The organism is Streptomyces sp. Edi2, from assembly GCF_040253635.1.
Taxonomy (GTDB): Bacteria; Actinomycetota; Actinomycetes; order Streptomycetales; family Streptomycetaceae; genus Streptomyces.
This window is the reverse complement of the sequence record NZ_JBEJGX010000003.1, coordinates 5,283,333-5,302,833: the sequence shown is the minus strand read 5'-3', so window position 1 is coordinate 5,302,833 and position 19,501 is coordinate 5,283,333. Positions and strand designations below refer to the sequence as shown.

The window sequence follows — 19,501 nt, the reverse complement described above, 5'->3', positions numbered from 1 at the left end:
CAGCTCGTCACCCGGCAACCCCTGTTGCACTACGCGCGTCGACAATAAGCTGCCGTCCGCTCAGGACCATCCAGGAGGGGAACACATGCCAGCGACACCGCAACGGGGCCGCGCCCTGCGAAGATTGACGATCGGCGCCGCCGTACTGGCCGCCGCCGGGCTCACCGCCGCCGCCCTGCCGGCCGGGGCCGACACCGGCCACGCCGCCCGCACCGGCCGCACCGTCGATGTGCAGCTGCTCTCCTTCAACGACTTCCACGGCAACCTCGAACCGCCGCAGGGCTCCTCCGGCACGGTCGAGGAGGCCCAGCCGGACGGCAGCAAGAAGAGCATCCCGGCGGGCGGCGTGGAGTACCTGGCGCAGTCCCTGCGGACGGCCCGTAAGGGTCACCCCTACTCGGTCACCGCCGCGGCCGGCGACCTGGTCGGGGCCAGCCCGCTGCTGTCCGGGCTGTTCCACGACGAGCCGACCATCGAGGCGATGAACAAGCTGGGTCTCGACGTCACCTCGGTCGGCAACCACGAGTTCGACGAGGGCCGGACCGAGTTGACCCGCCTCCAGAAGGGCGGCTGCCACCCGAAGGACGGCTGCTACGAGAAGGGCAAGAAGTTCCGGGGCGCGGACTTCCCGTACCTCGCCGCCAACGTCACGGACGAGAAGACCGGCAAGCCGCTGCTCAAGCCGTACACCGTCTGGAAGCACAAGGGCGTCAGGATCGGCTTCATCGGGGTGACGCTGGAGGGCACCCCGGACATCGTCAGCGCCAACGGCGTCAAGGGCCTGAAGTTCCACGACGAGGTCGAGACGATCAACAAGTACGCCAAGGTCCTCAACCGGCAGGGCGTGAAGTCGATCGTCGCCCTCATCCACGAAGGCGGCCTGCCCGCCTCCACCTCGTACAACTACAACTGCGACAGCCCCGGGCCAGGCGACGGTATCTCCGGGCCGATCACCGACATCGCCAAGCACGTCACCCCGAAGGTCGACGCGCTGGTCACCGGCCACACCCACCAGGCGTACAGCTGCACCATCCCGGACCCGTCCGGCCGGCCGCGCACCGTCACCTCCGCCGCGTCCTACGGCAAGCTCTACACCGACACCACGCTGACCTATGACCGCCGCACCCGTGACATCGTGCGGACCAGCGTCAAGGCACCCGGCGCGGTCAACCACGTCGTCGACCGCACCCAGCCCAAGGCCGCGGACATGACGTCGCTGATCACCCGCTGGAACAAGCTGGCCGCGCCGGTCGCGGCCCGTCCCGTCGGCCATATCTCCGCCGACATCGCGGGGCGCGGCGCCGCCGCCCCCGAGTCACCGCTCGGCGATGTCATCGCCGACGCCCAGCTGGAGGCCACCAAGGCGGACGGCAAGGGCGGCGCCCAGCTCGCCCTGATGAACCCCGGCGGGGTGCGCTCCGACCTCGCCTTCAAGGCGTCCGGTTCGGAGGGCGACGGGGTGGTCACCTACGGGGAGGCGTTCACCGTCCAGCCCTTCACCAACATGATGAACGTCGTCGACCTCACCGGCGCTCAGCTCCTCACCGCACTCCAGCAGCAGGTCAGCGGCCCCAACGAGGCCTCCCCGAAGGTCCTCCAGATCTCCCGGGGCCTGACCTACACCCTCGACATGACCAAGAAGGGCGCCGACCGCGTCGTCAAGGACTCGGTCAAGCTCGACGGCGCCGCGCTCGACCCCGCCAAGACCTACCGCGTGGCGATGAACGAGTTCCTGGCCGGCGGCGGTGACGGCTTCGCCGCCTTCAAGGACGGCAAGAACAAGTACGTCGGCCCCTCCGACCTGGACGCCTTCACCGGCTACCTGACCGCCCACTCCTCGGCCGACAGCCCCCTCACCCCGCCGAAGGCGGACCGGATCACGGTCGTGAAGTAAACCGCGGCAGCGGATCGGCGGGCGGCGGGACCCCCAGGCCGAGTTGGGGGTTCCGCCCCACGGGGGAAGCAGGCAAGCCCCGAGAAGGATGCCCGCTCACCGGGGCGTTCGTAGCGTTCGGGGCATGGCTTCTGTGCGGAGTACGGATTCGGCGGGACCGGCGGTCGCGGTGCGGTCCCTGCGGCGGCGGGCGGTGTTCTGGGCGTATGCCGCCTTCGGGTGGCTGACCGTCTCGTTCGTCTGGCATCTGTGGATGGGCGTCGACTACCGGTCGGCGATGGGTGAGCGGGGCACCGTCCCCGTGTGGGTGTTCCTCGCGTACGACGGGCTGATCACCGCGATGTCGGCGGCGGGTGCCGTGGTCGCCCTGGCCACCGTGCGGCCATGGGGCCGCCGCCTTCCCCCGTGGACGGTGTGGCTGCCGCTGCGGTTCGGGGCGGTTCTGCTGGTCGTACGGGGTGTGCCGGGGCTCGTCGAAGACCTCACCATGGTCACCGGGCTCACCCCCTACGGCCTGCTGGGGCTCGCGGAGCGGCCGGCTGACCTCGCGTCCGGGACGTTCTGGACGGACATGGCGATCAATGGGTACTTCTTTGCGGGTGCGGTGGTGATGGTGCCGCTGGCCGTGCTCCACCGAAGGCTCCTGCGGGCCGGCGGAATCGCCTGAGGGCCGCCGGGGGCGCCGGCGGCCCTCAGGGGCGTTCAGGGGGGTCAGGAGAAGTCGGCCGCGTGATCCCGTGCCCAGCGGGCGAACGTGCGGCCCGGGCGGCCGGTGATCCGTTCGACGGCGTCCGAGACGGGGAAGAGCGGTGTGTCGACCGTCCCGCCGAACATCCGGACGAGTTCCAGTGCGTCCTCCTTGGTCAGGAACCGCCCGGACATCGCCTCGGCCGCTTCCTCCTCGGAGATCTGCTCGACCCGGACGTCCTTGCCGGTCGCCCGCCCGATCTCGGCGATCTGCTGGGCGAGGGTCATCTGCTCCGGGCCGGTGACGGCATACGCCTTGCCCAGGTGTGCGCCGCTGCGGTCCAGCAGGGCGACGGCCGCGACGTCGGCGAGGTCGGCCTCGTGAACGGGGGCGCCCTGGGCACCCGGGTGGGCCTCGCGTACCACTCCCGCTCCGCGGATCGACGGGGCCCAGGCAAGGGCGTTGGTGGCGTAGTTGCCGCCGCGGACAAAGGTCCACTCCAGACCGGATGCGCGTACCGCGCGCTCCAGGCCGGCGTGCATCCGGGAGACGAAATGCGCGTCGTCGGCCGGAGTATCGGACACCGCCATCGAGGAGTTGAGTACCACTCGGCGGACCCCGGCCCTGGCGGCGGCGTCGAGTACGGCCGCCGCGGCCCGCTCGCCGCCCGCCGCGAGATTGAGGAACAGCGCATCGGCGCCGGCCAGCAGCGGGGCGAGGTCGTCGGTGCCGGTGAGGTCGGCGCCGACCGTTTCGGCACCGGCCGGCAGCGCGGCGCGCGCCGGATCGCGGGTCAGCGCGCGTACGGCGGCACCCTCGGCGAGGAGCCGGCCGACCAGGCTGCGGCCGATATTGCCGGTTGCCCCGGTAACAACGATCATGGAACGGCCTTCGTGAGACGTCATGGGATGACTGCCCTCTTCGGTTTGTCGGTCGAGTGAGTGGAATGAGTCGAACGGACTGAGGGAGCGGGAGGAATCCAAGAAGGTGCGCCACAGCGGATACGGCCGGTACGTACGGCTGATACGGCTGATACAGCCCGTAGAGCCGACGCGGCGGATACGACCGATACGACGGAGAGAGAGCGACGGATCCCGACAAGGCGCACACTGTCGGTCAGGTCACCAAGAGAGGTGACGGTAGTTCAGGTCACCCCACAAGCGCGGCAAATTTTTATCAAGACCGGCGGGACAACCCTCACGTATCCGACTTACCGCCGGTACAACTTGCGTTCAAGGGTCCTGACCGTGGTCAGATGTACGGATGCGAACCCCCACACGCATACCTTCACCTTCACCCACGCCCGTCAGTCGGCCGCACTCCGCCACCGCCACAACGGGCGCCCCGGACGACTCCACGGGCGACACCAGAAAGCTCGACATGGTCAACCCGTACGCGGATCTGGCGGCCCTCGCCGATCCCGAGCCGGAGCCCGAACCGGAGTGGGGATCGGACTCGTTGGACGCCGTCGGCGCTCCCCACCGCCGCACCTACCTCAACGAGCGCGACGACAGCGACGACCCGCTGGGTCTCGGCCTTCGCTCGGACGACGAGACGGACGGCGAGGCCTGGAAGCCGCCGAACCACCGTCGCAAGAAGCGCGGCTTCAGCCGGTTCGCCGCCATACCGCTCGCCCTGAAGCTGCTGGTCGCCGTCGTCGTCGGCACCTCCTTCCTCGGGCTCTTCGACCGGTTCGCGGTGCTGTACGCGCAGAACAAGACCGCGGAAAAGGTGAAGGATGCCCTGCATCTGAACGCCACTCCCGAGGTCGATATCGAGGGATTCCCGTTCCTCACCCAGGTCATGGACAAGCACGTCGACCAGGTGAAGGTCACCATTCCCGACCTGGCCGCCGACCGGGTTTCGCTGGCGAAATTCGAGGCCACCGCCAACGACGTCCGTATCGACGGCGATCTGCCCAGCTCCATCAAGGGCGCCACGATCGGCCAAATGCACGGCAGCGTGCTACTGGCCTTCGACGACATGAACCGCGAACTGGGCGCCTCGCAGGTGAAATTCAGCGAGATGGGCCCGAATTCCGTTCGCGCGGTCGGGCAACTGCCGGTCGCCGGACATGATTTGCGGGTACGGGCCGAGGCGCGCATTCAGCGGGCCGGCGACCGCGGCATCTCCACCGACATCAGCCGGATGCGCCTGGACATCGGTGACATCGCCGTCTACCGCCCCGGCACCGGCAAGGAAGAGGGCCTGCGGCTGACCCGCAAGACCGCCGCCCAGCTCAGCCGGCAGGCCGAGAAGGTCAAGGCGATGCTCAGCATCCCGGCGATCGTCGACCGCATCGGCATCCCCAAGGCCTACATCCAGGACGCGCTGAACAACGAGCAGAAGCTGCACGAGCTGACCGGGTCGCCGCGCTTCGTCCAGAAGCTGATGAAGGTCAATCTCGTCGATGTGGTCGCGGACCACCCCTGGCTGCTGCAGAAGGTGGGCATCGACCCGAAGATCCTCGGCACGCTGACCGGGCTCACCAAGCCGCAGCTCGCGGACCGGCTGTCGCTGTCCTTCCAGCTCCCCAAGACGCCCGGGAACGTCCGGCTGCAACATATCTCCGTCGAGCGGGACGGCATCCGCGCCGACCTTTCGGGGTCGAACCTGCCGTTCGGGGACGCGGCGAAGAAGTCGGCGAAGAAGTCGGCGAAGAAGTAGCGACGTGGAGAAGTGAGGGCTCGCCCCGGCAGGGGCGGGCGGCAGGAACGCAGTAGGGGCGGCGTCTTGGGGACGCCGCCCCTACTGCGTTCCGGGCTGCGTCCCGTTCCCAGGACTGCGCCCTCACTGGCTTCCCGGGACTCCGCCCTCACTACCTTCCCGGGGCTCCGCCGCTACCGCGCCCCTACTGCGCTCCCGGCAGCGGGCCCTGGGGCCTCGGCCCCGGCGGCTCCTCCGGCATCCCCGGCGGCGGCGTCGCGGCGCCCGGCAGGGTCAGTACCGCCTCGGTGCCGCCGAGGTCCGCGGACCGCAGCCGTACGGCGCCGCCCGCCTGTTCCGCCGTACGCGCCACGATCGACAGCCCCAGGCCGCTGCCCGGCAGGCTGCGGGCGGACGGCGAGCGCCAGAACCGCTCGAAGACGTGCGGGAGTTCGTCCTGCGGAATGCCCGGACCGTGATCGCGCACGGTCAGCTCGCCACCCGCCAGCCGGACCTCGACGGTGCCGCCGGGCGGGCTGAACTTCACCGCGTTGTCCAGCAGGTTCACCACCGCCCGCTCCAGCGCGGCCGGCTCGGCCCGTACGTACCAGGGGGCGAGGTCCGCCGCGATGGTCAGGGACGGGCCGCGCAGCCGGGCCCGCTGCAGCCCGGAGCCGACGATCTCGTGCAGCGCCACGACCTCGATGGCGCTCTGTCCAGGAGCCGGGGGCCGCGACAGCTCCTGCAGATCGCCGATCAGCGCCGCCAGCTCCCCCATCTGCGCCTTCACCGAGGCCAGCAGCGCCGCCTTGTCGGCCGCCGGGATCGGCCGGCCGGCCTGCTCACTGCGCACCAGCAGGTCGATATTGGTACGCAGCGAGGTCAGCGGCGTACGCAGCTCATGGCCGGCATCCGCGATCAGCTGCTGCTGGAGATCGCGGGAGGCGGCCAGCGCGGCGGTCATGGCGTTGAAGGAGCGGGAGAGCCGGGCGATCTCGTCCTCGCCGTCGGCCGGGATGCGGATGGTCAGGTCCTGGGTGCGGGCGACGTGCTCGACGGCGCCGGTCAGCCGGTCCACCGGCTTGAGGCCGGAACGCGCGATGACCAGTCCCGCCGTGCCCGCGCCGATGCCGCCCAGCCCCGCGACCGCCGCGAGCAGCAGCGCCAGTTGGTTCAGCGCGCTGTTGGCCTCGGTCAGCGGGTGGGAGATGGAGACCGCGAACTGCACACCCTGGACGCCGATGTGCTTGGTCAGCACCCGGACGTCCGTGCCGTCGGTGGTGACGGCGTCATGCAGGGTGTCGCGCTGCAGGCCCCGAGCCACCGCGACATCCGAGCGCTGCACCTGCAGGGGCTGGGAGTTGGGCCCGATGCAGCGCGAGCCGTCGACCTGGACGATCTGGACGTTGTAGTACGAGGGCGGGGCGTTCTTGTTCTCGGTCGGGTCGGTGGGCTGGCAGTTGGCGTAGGTCACCTGCAGGTACTCCGCGGGGACGCTGACGTTCTGCAGCGAGTTGTCCACCTCGTCGCGCAGCTGGGCCCGGGTGAGCAGCCAGCAGGCCAGCGCGGAGACGGCCACCGCCACCGCCACCGCGGTCGCGGTGAGCAGGGTCAGCCGCGAGCGCAACGGCAGCCGCGCGATCCGGGCGCCGATCCTGCTCCGCGCAAAGCCCGTGCCGTGTGCTCCGTGTGCTCCGTGCGCTCCGTGCTCGGGGGCCGGCCCGGTCATTCCGCGCCGCCGTCCGCCCGCAGGACGTAGCCGACCCCCCGCACGGTGTGCACCAGCCGCGGCTCGCCGCCCGCTTCCGTCTTGCGGCGCAGATACATCACGTACACATCAAGGGAGTTGGAGGTGGGCTCGAAGTCGAAGCCCCATACGGCCTTCAGGATCTGCTCACGGGTGAGGACCTGCCGTGGGTGCGCGAGGAACATCTCCAGCAGGGTGAATTCGGTACGGGTCAGCTCGACCTGCCGGCTGCCCCGGGTCACCTCGCGGGTCGCCAGGTCCATCCGCAGATCACCCAGGCTCAGCGTCTCGCCCTCCTCGGGCTGCGCACCGGCCGCCGCCGCGTACGAGCTGCGGCGCAGCAGTGCGCGGATCCGGGCCAGCAGCTCGTCCAGCTCGAAGGGCTTGACGAGGTAGTCGTCGGCGCCGGCGTCCAGCCCCGTGACGCGGTCGCCGACGGTGTCACGGGCGGTCAGCATCAGGATCGGCACCCGCACCCCGCTCGCCCGCAGCCGGCGGGCGGCGGTCAGCCCGTCCATCCGGGGCATCAGGACGTCCAGCACGATCAGTTCGGGGTCGAAGGCGGCGACCTTCTCGACCGCGTCCAGACCGTCGACCGCCTGCTCGGTGACGTACCCCTCGAAGACGAGCGAGCGCTGCAGGGCCTCCCGGACCGCGGGCTCATCGTCGACGATCAGGATGCGGGCGGGATGATCACCGTGCTCGGCGGGGCTCATGCGTGACTACCTCGGGTGGGAAACGGAACGGCGGAACGGCGGGAACGGCGGGAACGGCTGGTACTCAGCCTTGCACGGCGGGGGCCGTCTGACAGGGGGAGGCGCGAGAGGGTACTCCTGGACGGCATCCGGGGAGTCCCGTGCCGGGGCTGGGTCGGGGCGGGGACGGGTCGGGGCGGCCGGAGGCGGGGTCGGGCGCCGGGACGGGCCGGTGGCACGCTCCAGCGGTCGCCGGGGTACTTCCCGGCGACCGCTGGGGAGAAGGACGGGTGGACGGGCGGACGGGCGGACGGGCGGACGATCAGACGCCGCTGTTGCTGCCACCGCTCCCGCCGCCACGCAGAGAGTCCAGATCATCCTTGACGGTGTTGATCGGGATGGCGAAGCCGAGGCCGATGCTTCCTGCCGTGCTGCTGCTCGCCGAACTCGGCGAGTACATCGCGGAGTTGATGCCGACGATCTGCCCCTGCATATTGATCAGGGCGCCACCGGAGTTGCCCGGGTTGAGCGAGGCGTCGGTCTGTATGGCCTTGTACGAGGTCTTCGACGAGCCGGTGTCGCCGTTGTAATGGTTGCCGCCGAACTCGAAGGGCCAGCCACCGCCGCCGCCCTGCCCGTCCTGCCCCTGGCCTTGGCCCTGCCCCTGTCCCTCCTCCTTGGGGACGGTGACATCCCGGTTGAGGGCGGAGACGATACCGCTGGTCACGGACCCGGTCAGGCCCTCGGGCGAGCCGATCGCCACCACCTGGTCGCCGACCGTGATCTTGTCGGAGTCGCCGAGCGAGGCCGCCGTCAGACCCTTGGCACCGCGCACCTTGATCAGCGCCAGGTCCTTGCCGGGGTCGGTGCCGACGACCTCGGCCGACTTCCGGCTGCCGTCACTGAAGGTGACCGCGACCGTGCGGGCGCCGGCCACCACGTGGTTGTTGGTGACGATCTCGCCGCTGCTGGTGACGACCACACCGGAGCCGGTGGACTCGCCGCTGCCGGTCCGCGCCTTGATCTCCACGATCGCCGGGCTGACTGCCTTGGCCACCCCCGAGACGCCGCTGCCGCCGGTCTTGCCCGCGTTGACGAGCGGCGTGGAGGGGCCGCTCTGTGTCGCCTGGGTGGTGGCACCGGCGATCAGTGCCGCACTGCCACCCCCGATGAGACCGGAGACGAGTGCCACCGCCGCGATCAGCGCGACCGGCCGGCGGGCCCGCCGCCGCGGCTCGGGCGCGTACGGGGGCGGTGGCGGAAACGCCCGCTCCCCAGCGCCCCCGGCGCCCGCCGCGCCCGGCACACTCTGACCCACCCCGTGGCCGTACGGACGGCCGTGATCGTTGCCGTAGTCGTTGCCGTAGGCGTCGCCACGCTCATTGCCGTGGCCGTTACCGAAATCGTTGCCGTACGCGTACGGCCGGTCCTGTGGCACCTCATCGCCGCTTCGGCGGTAGCTCTCGGTCATGATGATCACTCTGCCGCCGGTCCATGAGAACGGCCTGAGAATGCCCTGAGAGACCCGACAGAAGAGGGTATGACCGATATAAAGGCGCCCGGATCAGCGGTACGTCCCGGCTCCGTCAGCCGCCACAGCCACAGGAGCGCCGCACCACCAGCCGCGACGGGAACTGCCGCAGCCGCTCGCGCCGGGAGCCGACGATCCGCAGCCCGTCGTCCAGCACCAGATCCACCGCCGCGCGCGCCATCGCCTGGCGGTCCGAGGCGACCGTGGTCAGCGGCGGATCGGTCAGCCCGGCTTCCTTCACGTCGTCGAAGCCCGCGACCGCCAGCTCGCCCGGCACATCGATCCGCAGCTCGCGGGCGGCCCGCAGCACCCCGATCGCCTGGTCGTCCGTCGCGCACATGATGGCCGGCGGCCGGTCCGGACCTGCCAGCAGCTTCAGCGCGGCCTGGTAGGCGTCGTAGCGGTTGTACGGCGCCTGGAAGTAGCGGCCGTCCGTGGACTTCCCGGACTCCAGCATGGCCCGCCGCCAGCCCTCGACGTGATCGGTGACCGGGTCGCCGGACTTCGGGGTCTCCTCCGTGCCGCCGAGGAAGGCGACGTAGGGATGGCCGTGCTCCAGCAGATGCCGGGTCGCCAGCTGCGCGCCCCAGACGTCGTCGGTCATCACCGCGACATCGTCGATGGCGTCCGGCCGGCGGTGCAGCAGCACCACCCGGGCGTCCCAGGCGTCGATCTCGGCGGCGGCGTGCTCACTGGGCCCTTGGCTGATCAGGATCAGCCCGGACACCCGCATCCCGAGGAAGGCGCGCAGATAGTGCACCTCGCGCTCGTCGACATAGTTGGCGTTGCCGACCAGGACCATCTTTCCGCGCTCGGCGGCGGCCTGTTCGACGGCGTGCGCCATCTCCGCGAAGAACGGCTGCCGGGTGTCCGGCACGATCAGGCCTATGAGGTCGGTACGACGGGACGCCATCGCCTGCGCGACACGGTCCGGCCGGTAGCCGAGCTCCTGGATGGCGGCGAGCACCCGCTCGCGCGTGGCCGGAGCAACCGGCCGTGGTCCGTTGTTGATGACGTAACTGACAACGGCGGTCGAGGTACCCGCCAGTCTTGCCACATCATCCCGCGTCACCTTGGCCACGCGCGGCAGTCTACGCGGGTGGTGCAACGGCGTGTGCGGCAGTTCTCCGCGGGTTCACGGGCCTGCCGCACCACCACTGCGCTACCTGCGTCCGGCCCGTACGCCGTGGGAGTCGTCGCCGGTGGCGACGGCCTTCCCGGAGCCGTCACCGCTCCCGGGCGCGCGGCGCTCGGCCGGCGCCGCGTCCGGGGCGGGCTTCGCCGCCTTCGCCGCGTCATCCTTGGCCTTGACCTCCTTGGCCTTGGCCTCCGCCGCCCGCTCCACCTTCTCCGGCGTCACAAAGCGGTAGCCGACGTTGCGGACCGTGCCGATCAGCGACTCGTGTTCGGGGCCGAGCTTGGCGCGCAGCCGGCGGACATGGACGTCGACCGTCCGCGTACCGCCGAAGTAGTCGTAGCCCCACACCTCCTGCAGGAGCTGGGCACGGGTGAACACCCGGCCCGGGTGCTGCGCCAGGTACTTCAGCAGCTCGAACTCCTTGAAGGTCAGGTCCAGGACCCGCCCCTTCAGCTTCGCGCTGTAGGTCGCCTCGTCCACCGAGAGATCGCCGTTACGGATCTCCATCGGGCTGTCGTCGGTCGTGATCTGCTGGCGGCCCATCGCCAGCCGCAGCCGTGCCTCGACCTCGGCGGGCCCCGCGGTGTCCAGCAGGACGTCGTCGATCCCCCAGTCCGCGGTGACGGCGGCGAGTCCGCCCTCCGTCACGACCAGGACCAGCGGGCAGCCGGGGCCCGTGGATCGCAGCAGCTGGCACAGCGACCGTACGTGCGGGAGATCGCGGCGGCCGTCGATCAGTATGACGTCGGCACCTGGGGTGTCGATGAGAGCCGGTCCTTCGGCGGGAGCCACCCGGACGCTGTGCAGCAACAGGCCGAGCGCGGGAAGCACCTCCGTCGACGGCTGGAGTGCGTTGGTCAGGAGCAGAAGTGAACTCACTTGCGACCACCTACCCTCATCTTGGGGCGTTCCATCCTCGTCGTGCGGTCCTGCCTGCCCTGCGTGCGGTCCTGCCTGCTTCGCTCGCCCATGACGTCTGGTTCCTCCTCGGTCCCTGCGACGGGGCTCCCGGCCTCGGCCGGGGGAGTCTGCGGCACTGCTTCGTACGGTCCTTTCAGCCGCGCGACGGGAGCGGCTCAAAGCACAAAAGGACCCGGGGGCTACGCTGCCCGGATCCTTCTTGCCCAGCAGGATATCCCAAGTGGCCTCCCGACCGGGGGTCGACTTTGCAGCTTCTTGTGTTCCGCCGGTCACTTCGTGTGCTCGCCGGGGCCGTGTGGTGACCGCTGCCGGCGGCCGGATCCGGGGGCTCCCGCGCCCCCGGTCGGCCCCCATCTGAAGCGGATCCGGCCGTCTCGGCCGGGGCTCCACGGACCGGCTCCGCCGGTGGCTGCGCCGGGCGCGGCGGAAGGTCGCGTTTTTCTTCTGGGCCGTCCCACGATGTGGAATGCCTTCCGCTGCGCTTTGCCTCGGCACGTTTTCGGCTGGCCCGCCGTGGGGGTTTCTCTTGTTTCGCCTGCGGCGGGCCGGTCCGCTGCGCTTTGCCTCGGCACGTTTTCGGCTGACCCGCCGTGGGGGTTTCTCTTTGTTTCGCCTGCGGCGGGCCAGGTCCGCTGCGCGGGGCTGTGGGTGCGGTGACGGACCTCCGGGGCCTGGTGTGTGGACTGCTTCGCTTTACGCTCCGCTGCGCTCCGCCTTTGCTCTTTCTTGGAGCCTTCGGAAGCAAAGCCCACACACCAGGCCCCTCCGGCCCGTCCCCTCCCGTGAGTGAGTAAGTGAACGTGGGTGGGGGCGGCGTCGATCACAGACATTTCCCCCGTGCCGCAGCCCATCCCCGTGCCACGACCATTCCCTGTGCCACGGCCGTGCCCTGTGCCCACGGCCGTGCCCTACATCCACGACACGTACCGGACCATCCACAGCCACCCCCCACTGGCCTTCTTCCCACCCACCCAACGGGAGGGGACGGGCCGGAGCGGGTGGGGTGCCGGACGTAAAGCGAAGCAGTCCGGCACCCCACCCGCGGAGGCCCGTCACCGCACCCCGACAGCCCCGCGCAGCGGCACCGCCCGCCGCAGGCGCAACGGCGAGAAAGCCGAAACCCGGGGCGGCAGCAAAGCGCAGCGAACCGGCCCGCCGCCAGGCGAAAGCGAGAGAAACCCCCACGGCTGGAAAGCCGACAACGTGCGGGTCACCCCGTAATCGCCTCGGAGAACTGCGCGGCATAGAGCCGCGCATACGCACCGTTCGCGGCCAACAACGCATCGTGGGGCCCCTGTTCCACGATCGCCCCGTTTTCCATCACGAGGATGACGTCCGCGTCGCGAATCGTGGAGAGGCGGTGGGCGATGACGAAGCTGGTGCGGCCGGTGCGGAGCTGGGCCATTGCGTGCTGGATGAGGACTTCGGTGCGGGTGTCGACCGAGCTGGTGGCCTCGTCCAGGACGAGGATCGCGGGCTCGGCGAGGAAGGCGCGGGCGATGGTGATCAGCTGCTTCTCGCCGACGGAGACATTGCTGCCCTCGTCGTCGAGCACCGTGTCGTAGCCGTCCGGCAGGGTGCGGACGAAGCGGTCGACGTGGGTGGCCCGCGCGGCCGCCACGATCTTGTCCATCGGGGTGCCCGCGGGGGCTCCGTAGGCGATGTTCTCGGCGATCGTGCCGCCGAAGAGCCAGGTGTCCTGGAGGACCATGCCGATGTGCGCGCGCAGCTCCTCGCGCGACATCGCGGCGATATCGGTGCCGTCGAGGGTGATCCGGCCGCCGCGCACCTCGTAGAAGCGCATCAGGAGGTTGACGAGGGTGGTCTTGCCGGCGCCCGTCGGGCCGACGATCGCCACCGTCTGGCCGGGGTGGACGGCCAGCGACAGGTCCTCGATGAGCGGCTTGTCCGGCGCGTATCGGAAGGAGACGTCCTCGAACGCGACCCGGCCCTCGACGCGGTCGGGCCGGGCAGGACGCTCGGGGTCGGGGTCCTGCTCCTCCGCGTCGAGGAGTTCGAAGACCCGCTCGGCGGAGGCGACACCGGACTGGACGAGGTTGGCCATCGAGGCGACCTGGGTGAGCGGCTGGCTGAACTGCCGGGAGTACTGGATGAAGGCCTGGACGTCGCCGATGGACAGGGCCCCGGAGGCGACGCGGAGGCCACCGACCACGGCCACCAGGACGTAGTTGAGGTTGCCGATGAACATCATCGCGGGCTGGATGATCCCGGAGATGAACTGGGCCTTGAACCCGGCGGCGTACAGGGCCTCGTTCTGTTCGCGGAACAGCTCGGCGGACTCCCGCTGGCGGCCGAAGACCTTCACCAGGCTGTGGCCGGTGTACATCTCCTCGATGTGCGCATTGAGCTTGCCGGTGGTCTTCCACTGCTGGACGAACTGCGGCTGGGCGCGCTTGCCGACCTTGGTGGCGACGACGACGGAGACCGGGACCGTGACCAGGGCGACCAGCGCCAGCAGCCACGAGATCCAGAACATCACGACCAGCACCCCGACGATGGTCAGCAGCGAGACCACGATCTGGCTGAGGGTCTGCTGCAGCGTCTGCTGGATGTTGTCGATGTCGTTGGTCGCCCGGGAGAGCACTTCACCGCGCTGCTGCCGGTCGAAGTAGCTCAGCGGCAGCCGCGCCAGCTTCTCCTCGACCTGTTCGCGCAGGCGGAAGACCGTGCGCTGGACGACGCGGGTGGCGATCCTGGCCTGGACGAAGCCGAACAGCGAGGCAGCCACATAGGTCAGGGTGACCCAGAGCAGGACCTGGCCGACGGCGCCGAAGTCGATGCCCTGGCCGGGGACGGCCGGCATCGCGGCGACCATGTCGGCGAGACCGCCCTGGCCGTGGGCGCGCAGCTGGTCCGCGGCCTGGGCCTTGGTGAGGCCGGCGGGCAGTTGGCCGCCGATGACGCCGGCCATGATCAGGTCCGTGGCGTGGCCGAGGAGCTTGGGGCCCACGACCGTGAGCGCCACGCTCAGCACGCCCAGCGCCAGGGCGACGGAGATGATGGCGCGCTCGGGCCGCATCTGGGCCAGCAGCCGTTTGCCGGAGCCCTTGAAGTCCATCGACTTCTCGGTGGGCTGGCCGCCCATCATCCGGGCGGGCCCGGCCGCGGGGGCCGGGCCTCTTCTCGGGGCCGCCCGATGGGTCTCCTCGGTGGCCGCCGGGGTCTCGGCCCGGGGAGCCGCCCCCTTGTCCGCGGTGGTCACGCCGCCTCCTGCTCGGTGAGCTGGGAGAGCACGATCTCCCGGTAGGTCTCGTTGCCGGCCATCAGCTCGGTGTGGGTGCCGGTGCCGACGACCCGGCCTTCGTCGAGGACGACGATCCGGTCGGCGCCGCGGATGGTGGCGACCCGCTGGGCGACGATCACTACCGTCGCGCGGTCGGTCTCGCGGGAGAGCGCGGCCCGCAGCGCGGCGTCCGTCGCGTAGTCCAGCGCGGAGAAGGAGTCGTCGAAGAGGTAGATCTCGGGGCGTCGCACCAGGGCGCGGGCGATCGCCAGCCGCTGGCGCTGGCCGCCGGAGACATTGCCGCCGCCCTGTGCGATGGGGGCGTCCAGGCCGCCTTCCATCCGCTCGACGAAGTCCCGCGCCTGGGCGGTCTCCAGGGCGTGCCACAGCTCGTCGTCGGTGGCGTCCGGGTTGCCGTAGCGCAGGTTGGTGGCGACGGTGCCGGAGAAGAGGTACGGCTTCTGCGGGACCAGGCCGATGGCTCTGGCCAGCGTCTCCTGGTCGAGGGTGCGGACGTCCTCGCCGTCGACCAGGACCGTGCCGCCGGTCGCGTCGAACAGCCGCGGGACGAGCCCCAGGAGGGTCGACTTGCCGGAGCCCGTGGAGCCGATGACGGCGGTGGTCTCACCGGGGCGGGCGATCAGCGAGATGTCCTTGAGGACCGGCTGCTCGGCGCCCGGGAAACGGAACTCGACGCCGCGCAGCTCCAGTTCGCCGTGGCGGCGGAGCTCGGTGACGGGGTTCGAGGGCGGAGTGACGCTGGAGTCGGTCCCCAGCACCTCCTGGATGCGCTCGGCGCAGACCTCGGCGCGCGGCAGCATCATCACCATGAACGTCGCCATCATGATCGACATCAGGATGTACATCAGGTAGCTGAGGAACGCCGTCAGCGCGCCGATCTGCATGGACCCGCTGTCGATCCGCAGCCCGCCGAACCACACCACGGCCACGCTGGAGAGGTTCACGATCAGCATGACCAGCGGGAACATCATCGACATCAGCCGGCCGGCGCGCAGCGACACGTCGTAGAGATCGGTGCTGGCCCCGGCGAACCGCTCGCGCTCGTGCCCGTCGCGGACGAAGGCGCGGATGACGCGGATGCCGGTGATCTGCTCGCGCAGCACGCGGTTGACGGTGTCGATGCGCTCCTGCACCCCGCGGAACAGCGGACGCATCCGGCGCACGATCAGTGAGACGAGAATCCCGAGGACCGGGACGATGACCAGGAGGAGGCCGGACAGCGGCACGTCCTGGTTGAGCGCCATCACGACGCCGCCGACGCACATGATCGGCGCCGAGACCATCATCGTGAACGTCATCAGCACCAGCATCTGGACCTGCTGGACGTCATTGGTGGTGCGGGTGATCAGCGACGGCGCGCCGAAGGTGCCCATCTCGCGGGCGGAGAAGGACTGCACCCGGTCGAACACCGCGGCACGGATGTCCCGGCCGAGGGCCATGGCCGTACGGGCACCGAAGTAGACGGCACCGATCGCGCAGACGATCTGCAGCAGGGTGACGGCGGCCATGAAACCGCCGACGCCGAGGATGTAGCCCGTGTCCCCCTTCACGACACCGTTGTCGATGATGTCGGCGTTGAGGGTGGGCAGATAGAGGGTTGCCAGGGTCTGGATCAGCTGAAGCAGCACGATCACGGATATCGAGCGCCGGTGGGGCCGCAAATGCGCCCGTGCGAGTCGGACCAACACGACATGAGCCTAGGCGAACGCTTGCCCGCGGCAATCGAATTTCCGGCGTACGGCCTGCACGGGCCCGGAGCCTTTGCCAGAACTTGCCGGAGCCGGATCACCCGCCGCGTAGGCCATCATGGAGGCGGCAACGACGGGGCCCCGCCACCACGGGGGCGTCCCCCGACCGACACGACGAAGAGGCCGCCGTGACAACAACTGGCACCGTGCGCTACTGGGCCGCGGCCAAGGCCGCCGCCGGCACGGCAGAGGAGCCGTATGCGGCCGCGACGCTCGCCGAGGCGCTCGACGCGGCGCGCACGGCGCATGCTGCGAACCCCGAGTTCGGGCGCGTCCTGCTGCGCTGCTCATTCCTGGTGGACGGCGATCCGGTCGGCACCCGCGACCACCAGGCGGTGCCGCTGGCCGAGGGCGGCACCGTCGAGGTCCTGCCGCCGTTCGCGGGAGGGTGAACACACGACCATGAGCGACAACCAGCCGCAGCACCGCCATCCGTACGAGCCGCACGATCCCTACGCCCAGCAGGCCCCTTACGGGCAGCAGACTCCCTACGGGCAGCAGGCACCACAGTCGCCGCAGTCCGCACAGGCCCCCTACGGGCAGCAGGTGCCGTACGAGCCGCAGGCCCCCTACGGACAGCAGCAGCCGCAGGGACAGCAGGCAGCACACGGGCACCAGGCAGCGCACGGGCAGCCGTCGTCCTACGGGCAGGGCCAGCAGGCCTACGACCCCTATGCGCAGCAGCAGCCGCGGTCCGACGCGCAGCAGCAGCCGCCGAGGTCCGAGCAGTACGGGCACGGACCGCAGGGGCACGGACAGCACGGACACGGCCGGCCGGGGCCCGACCCGTACGGGCGTGACCCGTACGGGCGCGGCCAGTACGGGTACGACGCCTACGGACAGCAGCAGCCGCAGCAGCACCGGCAGCCGCAGCCGCAGCAACCACAACAGCCTCAACCGCAGCAGCAGCCGCAGCGGCCGGCCCACGGCCAGGACGGCTACGGCGGCCCGCACCCGGCGGAGACCGCGCCGCTGCCCCTCCAGCACCAGACCGCCCGCCCGGCCGACGAGCCGTACGCCCGCCGGCACCCCCAGCACCCTCAGCAGCCCCGGCCGGCGGCGGCCGCCGCATCCGCACCGGCCGCCCCCGCACCGGCCTCGAGCGCACCGGTCTCCACCGCGTCGGTCTCCTCCGCGCCGCTCGCCCCCAACCAGCGCGCCCGTGCCGAGGGCCGCTCGCCGATCATCCCGCCCGGGATCCAGCCGGCCGCGCTGACCGCCGGGCTCGCCCTGCTGCTGGCGCTGACCGCGTCGCTGGGCCGCCCGGTGCTCGCCGTACCGGTGGCGCTGCTGCAGGCCGTCACCGCCGCCGGCTGGTTCCGGCTCAACGGCATGTGGCCGGCCCGCCAGGGCATCGCGCTCGCCTTCCTGGGCGGACTGACCACCGATGTCGCGCTGCTCGCCACCGACCGCGCGAGCGCGCCGCTGGTCGGCATCGGCACGCTCGGGGTGTGGTGTCTGCTCGTCCTCGTCCTGCAGCTGCGCAATCGCAGCAGCGCCGACGAGCGGATGTACGCGCTGACCGCCGGCCTGACCTCGTCCGCGCTCGCGGTGCTGGCCGCCGGCCACCTCGCGGCGAGCCCGCAGGCAGTGGTGGCAGGCGCCTGTGCGGTCGCGGTGGCGACCCTGGCCCGTGCCCTGCCGCTGCCCTCCGCCGCCTCGATCGCCATCTGCCTGGTGGCCGCCGCGGGCGCCGGCATCGCGGCCGGGCAGCTGACCGGCCTCGGCGCGTCCGGTGCGCTGCTGGGCCTGGCGGCCGGCGGCTGTGCCCTGATCGGTCTGCGGGTGGCCAGCTACGACTACCCGTCCCGCTTCGTCCACCTGACGGCGGGGGTGGCCCTGCCGCTGGCGCTGGCCGCGCCCGCGGTGTACGTCCTGGGGCGGGCGCTGGGGTAACCCCCGGGTATCCCCTCGATGCCGTGAGCGGCACCGGGCGGCGGCCGCCGGAAGCGCCCCTGGCGCGTTCCGGCGGCCGCCGCTGCCGTTTCCCCGAACACGTCGTCTAGGCTCCCCGGAGCGCAGGCAGGGGGCCTGCACGGACACGGCCGGGATCCGGCCCAGGTGGGGGAAGTGGTTCGATGCGTGCACTACGTGTGCTGGTGATCCTCGTCGTCATATTCGGCGGGCTGTTCGTGGCCGCCGACCGGGTGGCGGTGAATCTGGCCGAGGACATGGCGGCGGACAAGATCCGCGGCAGCCAGGGGCTCGACAAGGCCCCCGAGGTCTCGATCAAGGGCTTCCCGTTCCTGACCCAGGTCGCCGGGCGCAGCCTCGACGAGGTGGACGCCGAGCTCGGGGGAATCGAGGCCCGCGCCCAGGGGCATGCGCTGCGCATCGACCGGCTGTCGGCGCAGTTCCACGAGGTCGGGCTGACCAGCGACTACACCTCCATCGAGAGCGCCGCCACGGCCACCGGCAACGCCCGGATCAACTACGCCGACCTGACCAAGGCGGCGGGCGGCGGCGTCACGATCGGCTACGGCGGGCAGAAGGGCGGCCGCGGCCAGGTCAAGATCTCGCCGAAGATCCCAATCCTCAGTTCGCTGGACGTGACCGGCTCCATCACGATCGTGGGCGGCAACACCGTCCGGCTGCGCGCCGACGGGCTCCCGGGGGTGTGCAGGGCCCTGCCGGGCTGTGAGAGCAAGGTGCGCGCCCAGACCGACCACGACTGGAAGCTGGACCAGCTGCCCGGCAACCTGAAGCTGGAGAAGGTCGTGATGACATCCGAGGGACTGTCGATCTCCGCCGCCGGCAAGAACGTCAAGCTCCCCGGCTGACCGGTCCTCCGAGACCGACCGGACGTTCCCGGCTGACCGGGCGTCCACGTCTGCTGACCGGCCGTCCGCGGCGGGCCGCCCCACCGGTCCGCCCCGCCGTCCACCGGCTGATCCGCCTCTCGTCCATTTCCTGAGACGACCGAGTCCGTACGCCAGACCCCCCACCGGCGTACGGGCACCCGGGACCCGTACACCCACACATGACAACGCCATCGATCCCACATTGCGGACAAACGCGTCTCGCCATTCGACACGCCGGTGACACGCGCCGCTCCGCATCCCTACGATCGGTGGCATGCAGAGCTCATTGAGCGGTCTCCGTCCGCGGGGACGTGCGGTACTGACGAAGCGGCGGGCAGTAGACCTGTGCCGCGTCGCCGCCATGCTCTGTCGCCCTGTCTGACGGGCTTTTCGCACCCTCCCCCAGCTCCGGCTGGGAGGTGTCCCT

Annotated in this window: 15 protein-coding genes; 7 read left to right on the top strand and 8 right to left on the bottom strand. The window is 70.9% G+C overall.

Annotated features, from left to right (window positions below; genetic code table 11):
* Window positions 1–85: 85 nt before the first annotated feature.
* Both ABR737_RS26715 and ABR737_RS26710 read left to right on the top strand, forming a co-directional pair.
* Window positions 86–1,894 (top strand): bifunctional metallophosphatase/5'-nucleotidase, encoded by a 1,809-nt coding sequence (locus ABR737_RS26715; protein ID WP_350252872.1) that lies wholly within the window; start codon window positions 86–88, stop codon window positions 1,892–1,894.
* 124 nt (window positions 1,895–2,018) lie between these two features.
* On the top strand, window positions 2,019–2,561 hold the full coding sequence (locus ABR737_RS26710) for a hypothetical protein (RefSeq protein ID WP_350252870.1): 543 nt from the start codon (window positions 2,019–2,021) through the stop codon (window positions 2,559–2,561).
* A 44-nt stretch (window positions 2,562–2,605) separates the two neighbouring features.
* Here ABR737_RS26710 and ABR737_RS26705 read toward each other — a convergent pair whose 3' ends face one another.
* A complete protein-coding gene (locus ABR737_RS26705) occupies window positions 2,606–3,463 on the bottom strand; it encodes an SDR family oxidoreductase (RefSeq protein ID WP_350252868.1) in 858 nt (285 codons plus the stop codon).
* A gap of 382 nt (window positions 3,464–3,845) precedes the next feature.
* On the opposite strand from ABR737_RS26705, the gene ABR737_RS26700 reads away from it, so the two are divergent.
* Window positions 3,846–5,249: an LmeA family phospholipid-binding protein gene (locus ABR737_RS26700; RefSeq protein ID WP_350252867.1), complete on the top strand. Its 1,404-nt coding sequence runs from the start codon at window positions 3,846–3,848 to the stop codon at window positions 5,247–5,249.
* A 184-nt stretch (window positions 5,250–5,433) separates the two neighbouring features.
* Here ABR737_RS26700 and ABR737_RS26695 read toward each other — a convergent pair whose 3' ends face one another.
* The 7 genes from ABR737_RS26695 to ABR737_RS26665 all read right to left on the bottom strand — a co-directional run bounded on the left by ABR737_RS26695 (window position 5,434) and on the right by ABR737_RS26665 (window position 16,213).
* Window positions 5,434–6,957 (bottom strand): HAMP domain-containing sensor histidine kinase, encoded by a 1,524-nt coding sequence (locus ABR737_RS26695; protein ID WP_350252865.1) that lies wholly within the window; start codon window positions 6,955–6,957, stop codon window positions 5,434–5,436.
* Window positions 6,954–7,691 (bottom strand): response regulator transcription factor, encoded by a 738-nt coding sequence (locus ABR737_RS26690; RefSeq protein WP_350252863.1) that lies wholly within the window; start codon window positions 7,689–7,691, stop codon window positions 6,954–6,956. The genes ABR737_RS26695 and ABR737_RS26690 overlap by 4 nt, the downstream gene beginning before the upstream one ends.
* Window positions 7,692–7,992: 301 nt before the next feature.
* Window positions 7,993–9,141, bottom strand: coding sequence for a S1C family serine protease (locus ABR737_RS26685; protein WP_350252861.1), 1,149 nt, complete (start codon window positions 9,139–9,141; stop codon window positions 7,993–7,995).
* A 115-nt stretch (window positions 9,142–9,256) separates the two neighbouring features.
* Window positions 9,257–10,282 carry a LacI family DNA-binding transcriptional regulator gene (locus ABR737_RS26680; protein ID WP_350252860.1) on the bottom strand — a complete coding sequence of 342 codons (1,026 nt, stop codon included), beginning with the start codon at window positions 10,280–10,282 and terminating at the stop codon, window positions 9,257–9,259.
* A gap of 81 nt (window positions 10,283–10,363) precedes the next feature.
* On the bottom strand, window positions 10,364–11,218 hold the full coding sequence (locus ABR737_RS26675; RefSeq protein WP_350252859.1) for a response regulator transcription factor: 855 nt from the start codon (window positions 11,216–11,218) through the stop codon (window positions 10,364–10,366).
* A gap of 1,252 nt (window positions 11,219–12,470) precedes the next feature.
* A complete protein-coding gene (locus tag ABR737_RS26670) occupies window positions 12,471–14,366 on the bottom strand; it encodes an ABC transporter ATP-binding protein (RefSeq protein WP_350256931.1) in 1,896 nt (631 codons plus the stop codon).
* Between the two features lie 113 nt (window positions 14,367–14,479).
* Window positions 14,480–16,213: an ABC transporter ATP-binding protein gene (locus ABR737_RS26665; protein WP_350252857.1), complete on the bottom strand. Its 1,734-nt coding sequence runs from the start codon at window positions 16,211–16,213 to the stop codon at window positions 14,480–14,482.
* A 206-nt stretch (window positions 16,214–16,419) separates the two neighbouring features.
* Between ABR737_RS26665 and ABR737_RS26660 the strand changes: the two genes are divergently transcribed.
* From ABR737_RS26660 to ABR737_RS26645, 4 genes are all read left to right on the top strand, one after another.
* The gene (locus ABR737_RS26660; RefSeq protein ID WP_350256930.1) at window positions 16,420–16,665 is read left to right on the top strand and encodes a MoaD/ThiS family protein; all 246 of its coding nucleotides are present in this window, start codon (window positions 16,420–16,422) and stop codon (window positions 16,663–16,665) included.
* Between the two features lie 10 nt (window positions 16,666–16,675).
* Window positions 16,676–18,169, top strand: coding sequence for a hypothetical protein (locus tag ABR737_RS26655; protein ID WP_350252856.1), 1,494 nt, complete (start codon window positions 16,676–16,678; stop codon window positions 18,167–18,169).
* Between the two features lie 182 nt (window positions 18,170–18,351).
* Window positions 18,352–19,053 carry an LmeA family phospholipid-binding protein gene (locus ABR737_RS26650; RefSeq protein ID WP_350252854.1) on the top strand — a complete coding sequence of 234 codons (702 nt, stop codon included), beginning with the start codon at window positions 18,352–18,354 and terminating at the stop codon, window positions 19,051–19,053.
* 295 nt (window positions 19,054–19,348) lie between these two features.
* A complete protein-coding gene (locus ABR737_RS26645) occupies window positions 19,349–19,456 on the top strand; it encodes a putative leader peptide (protein WP_350252853.1) in 108 nt (35 codons plus the stop codon).
* Window positions 19,457–19,501: the final 45 nt, after the last annotated feature.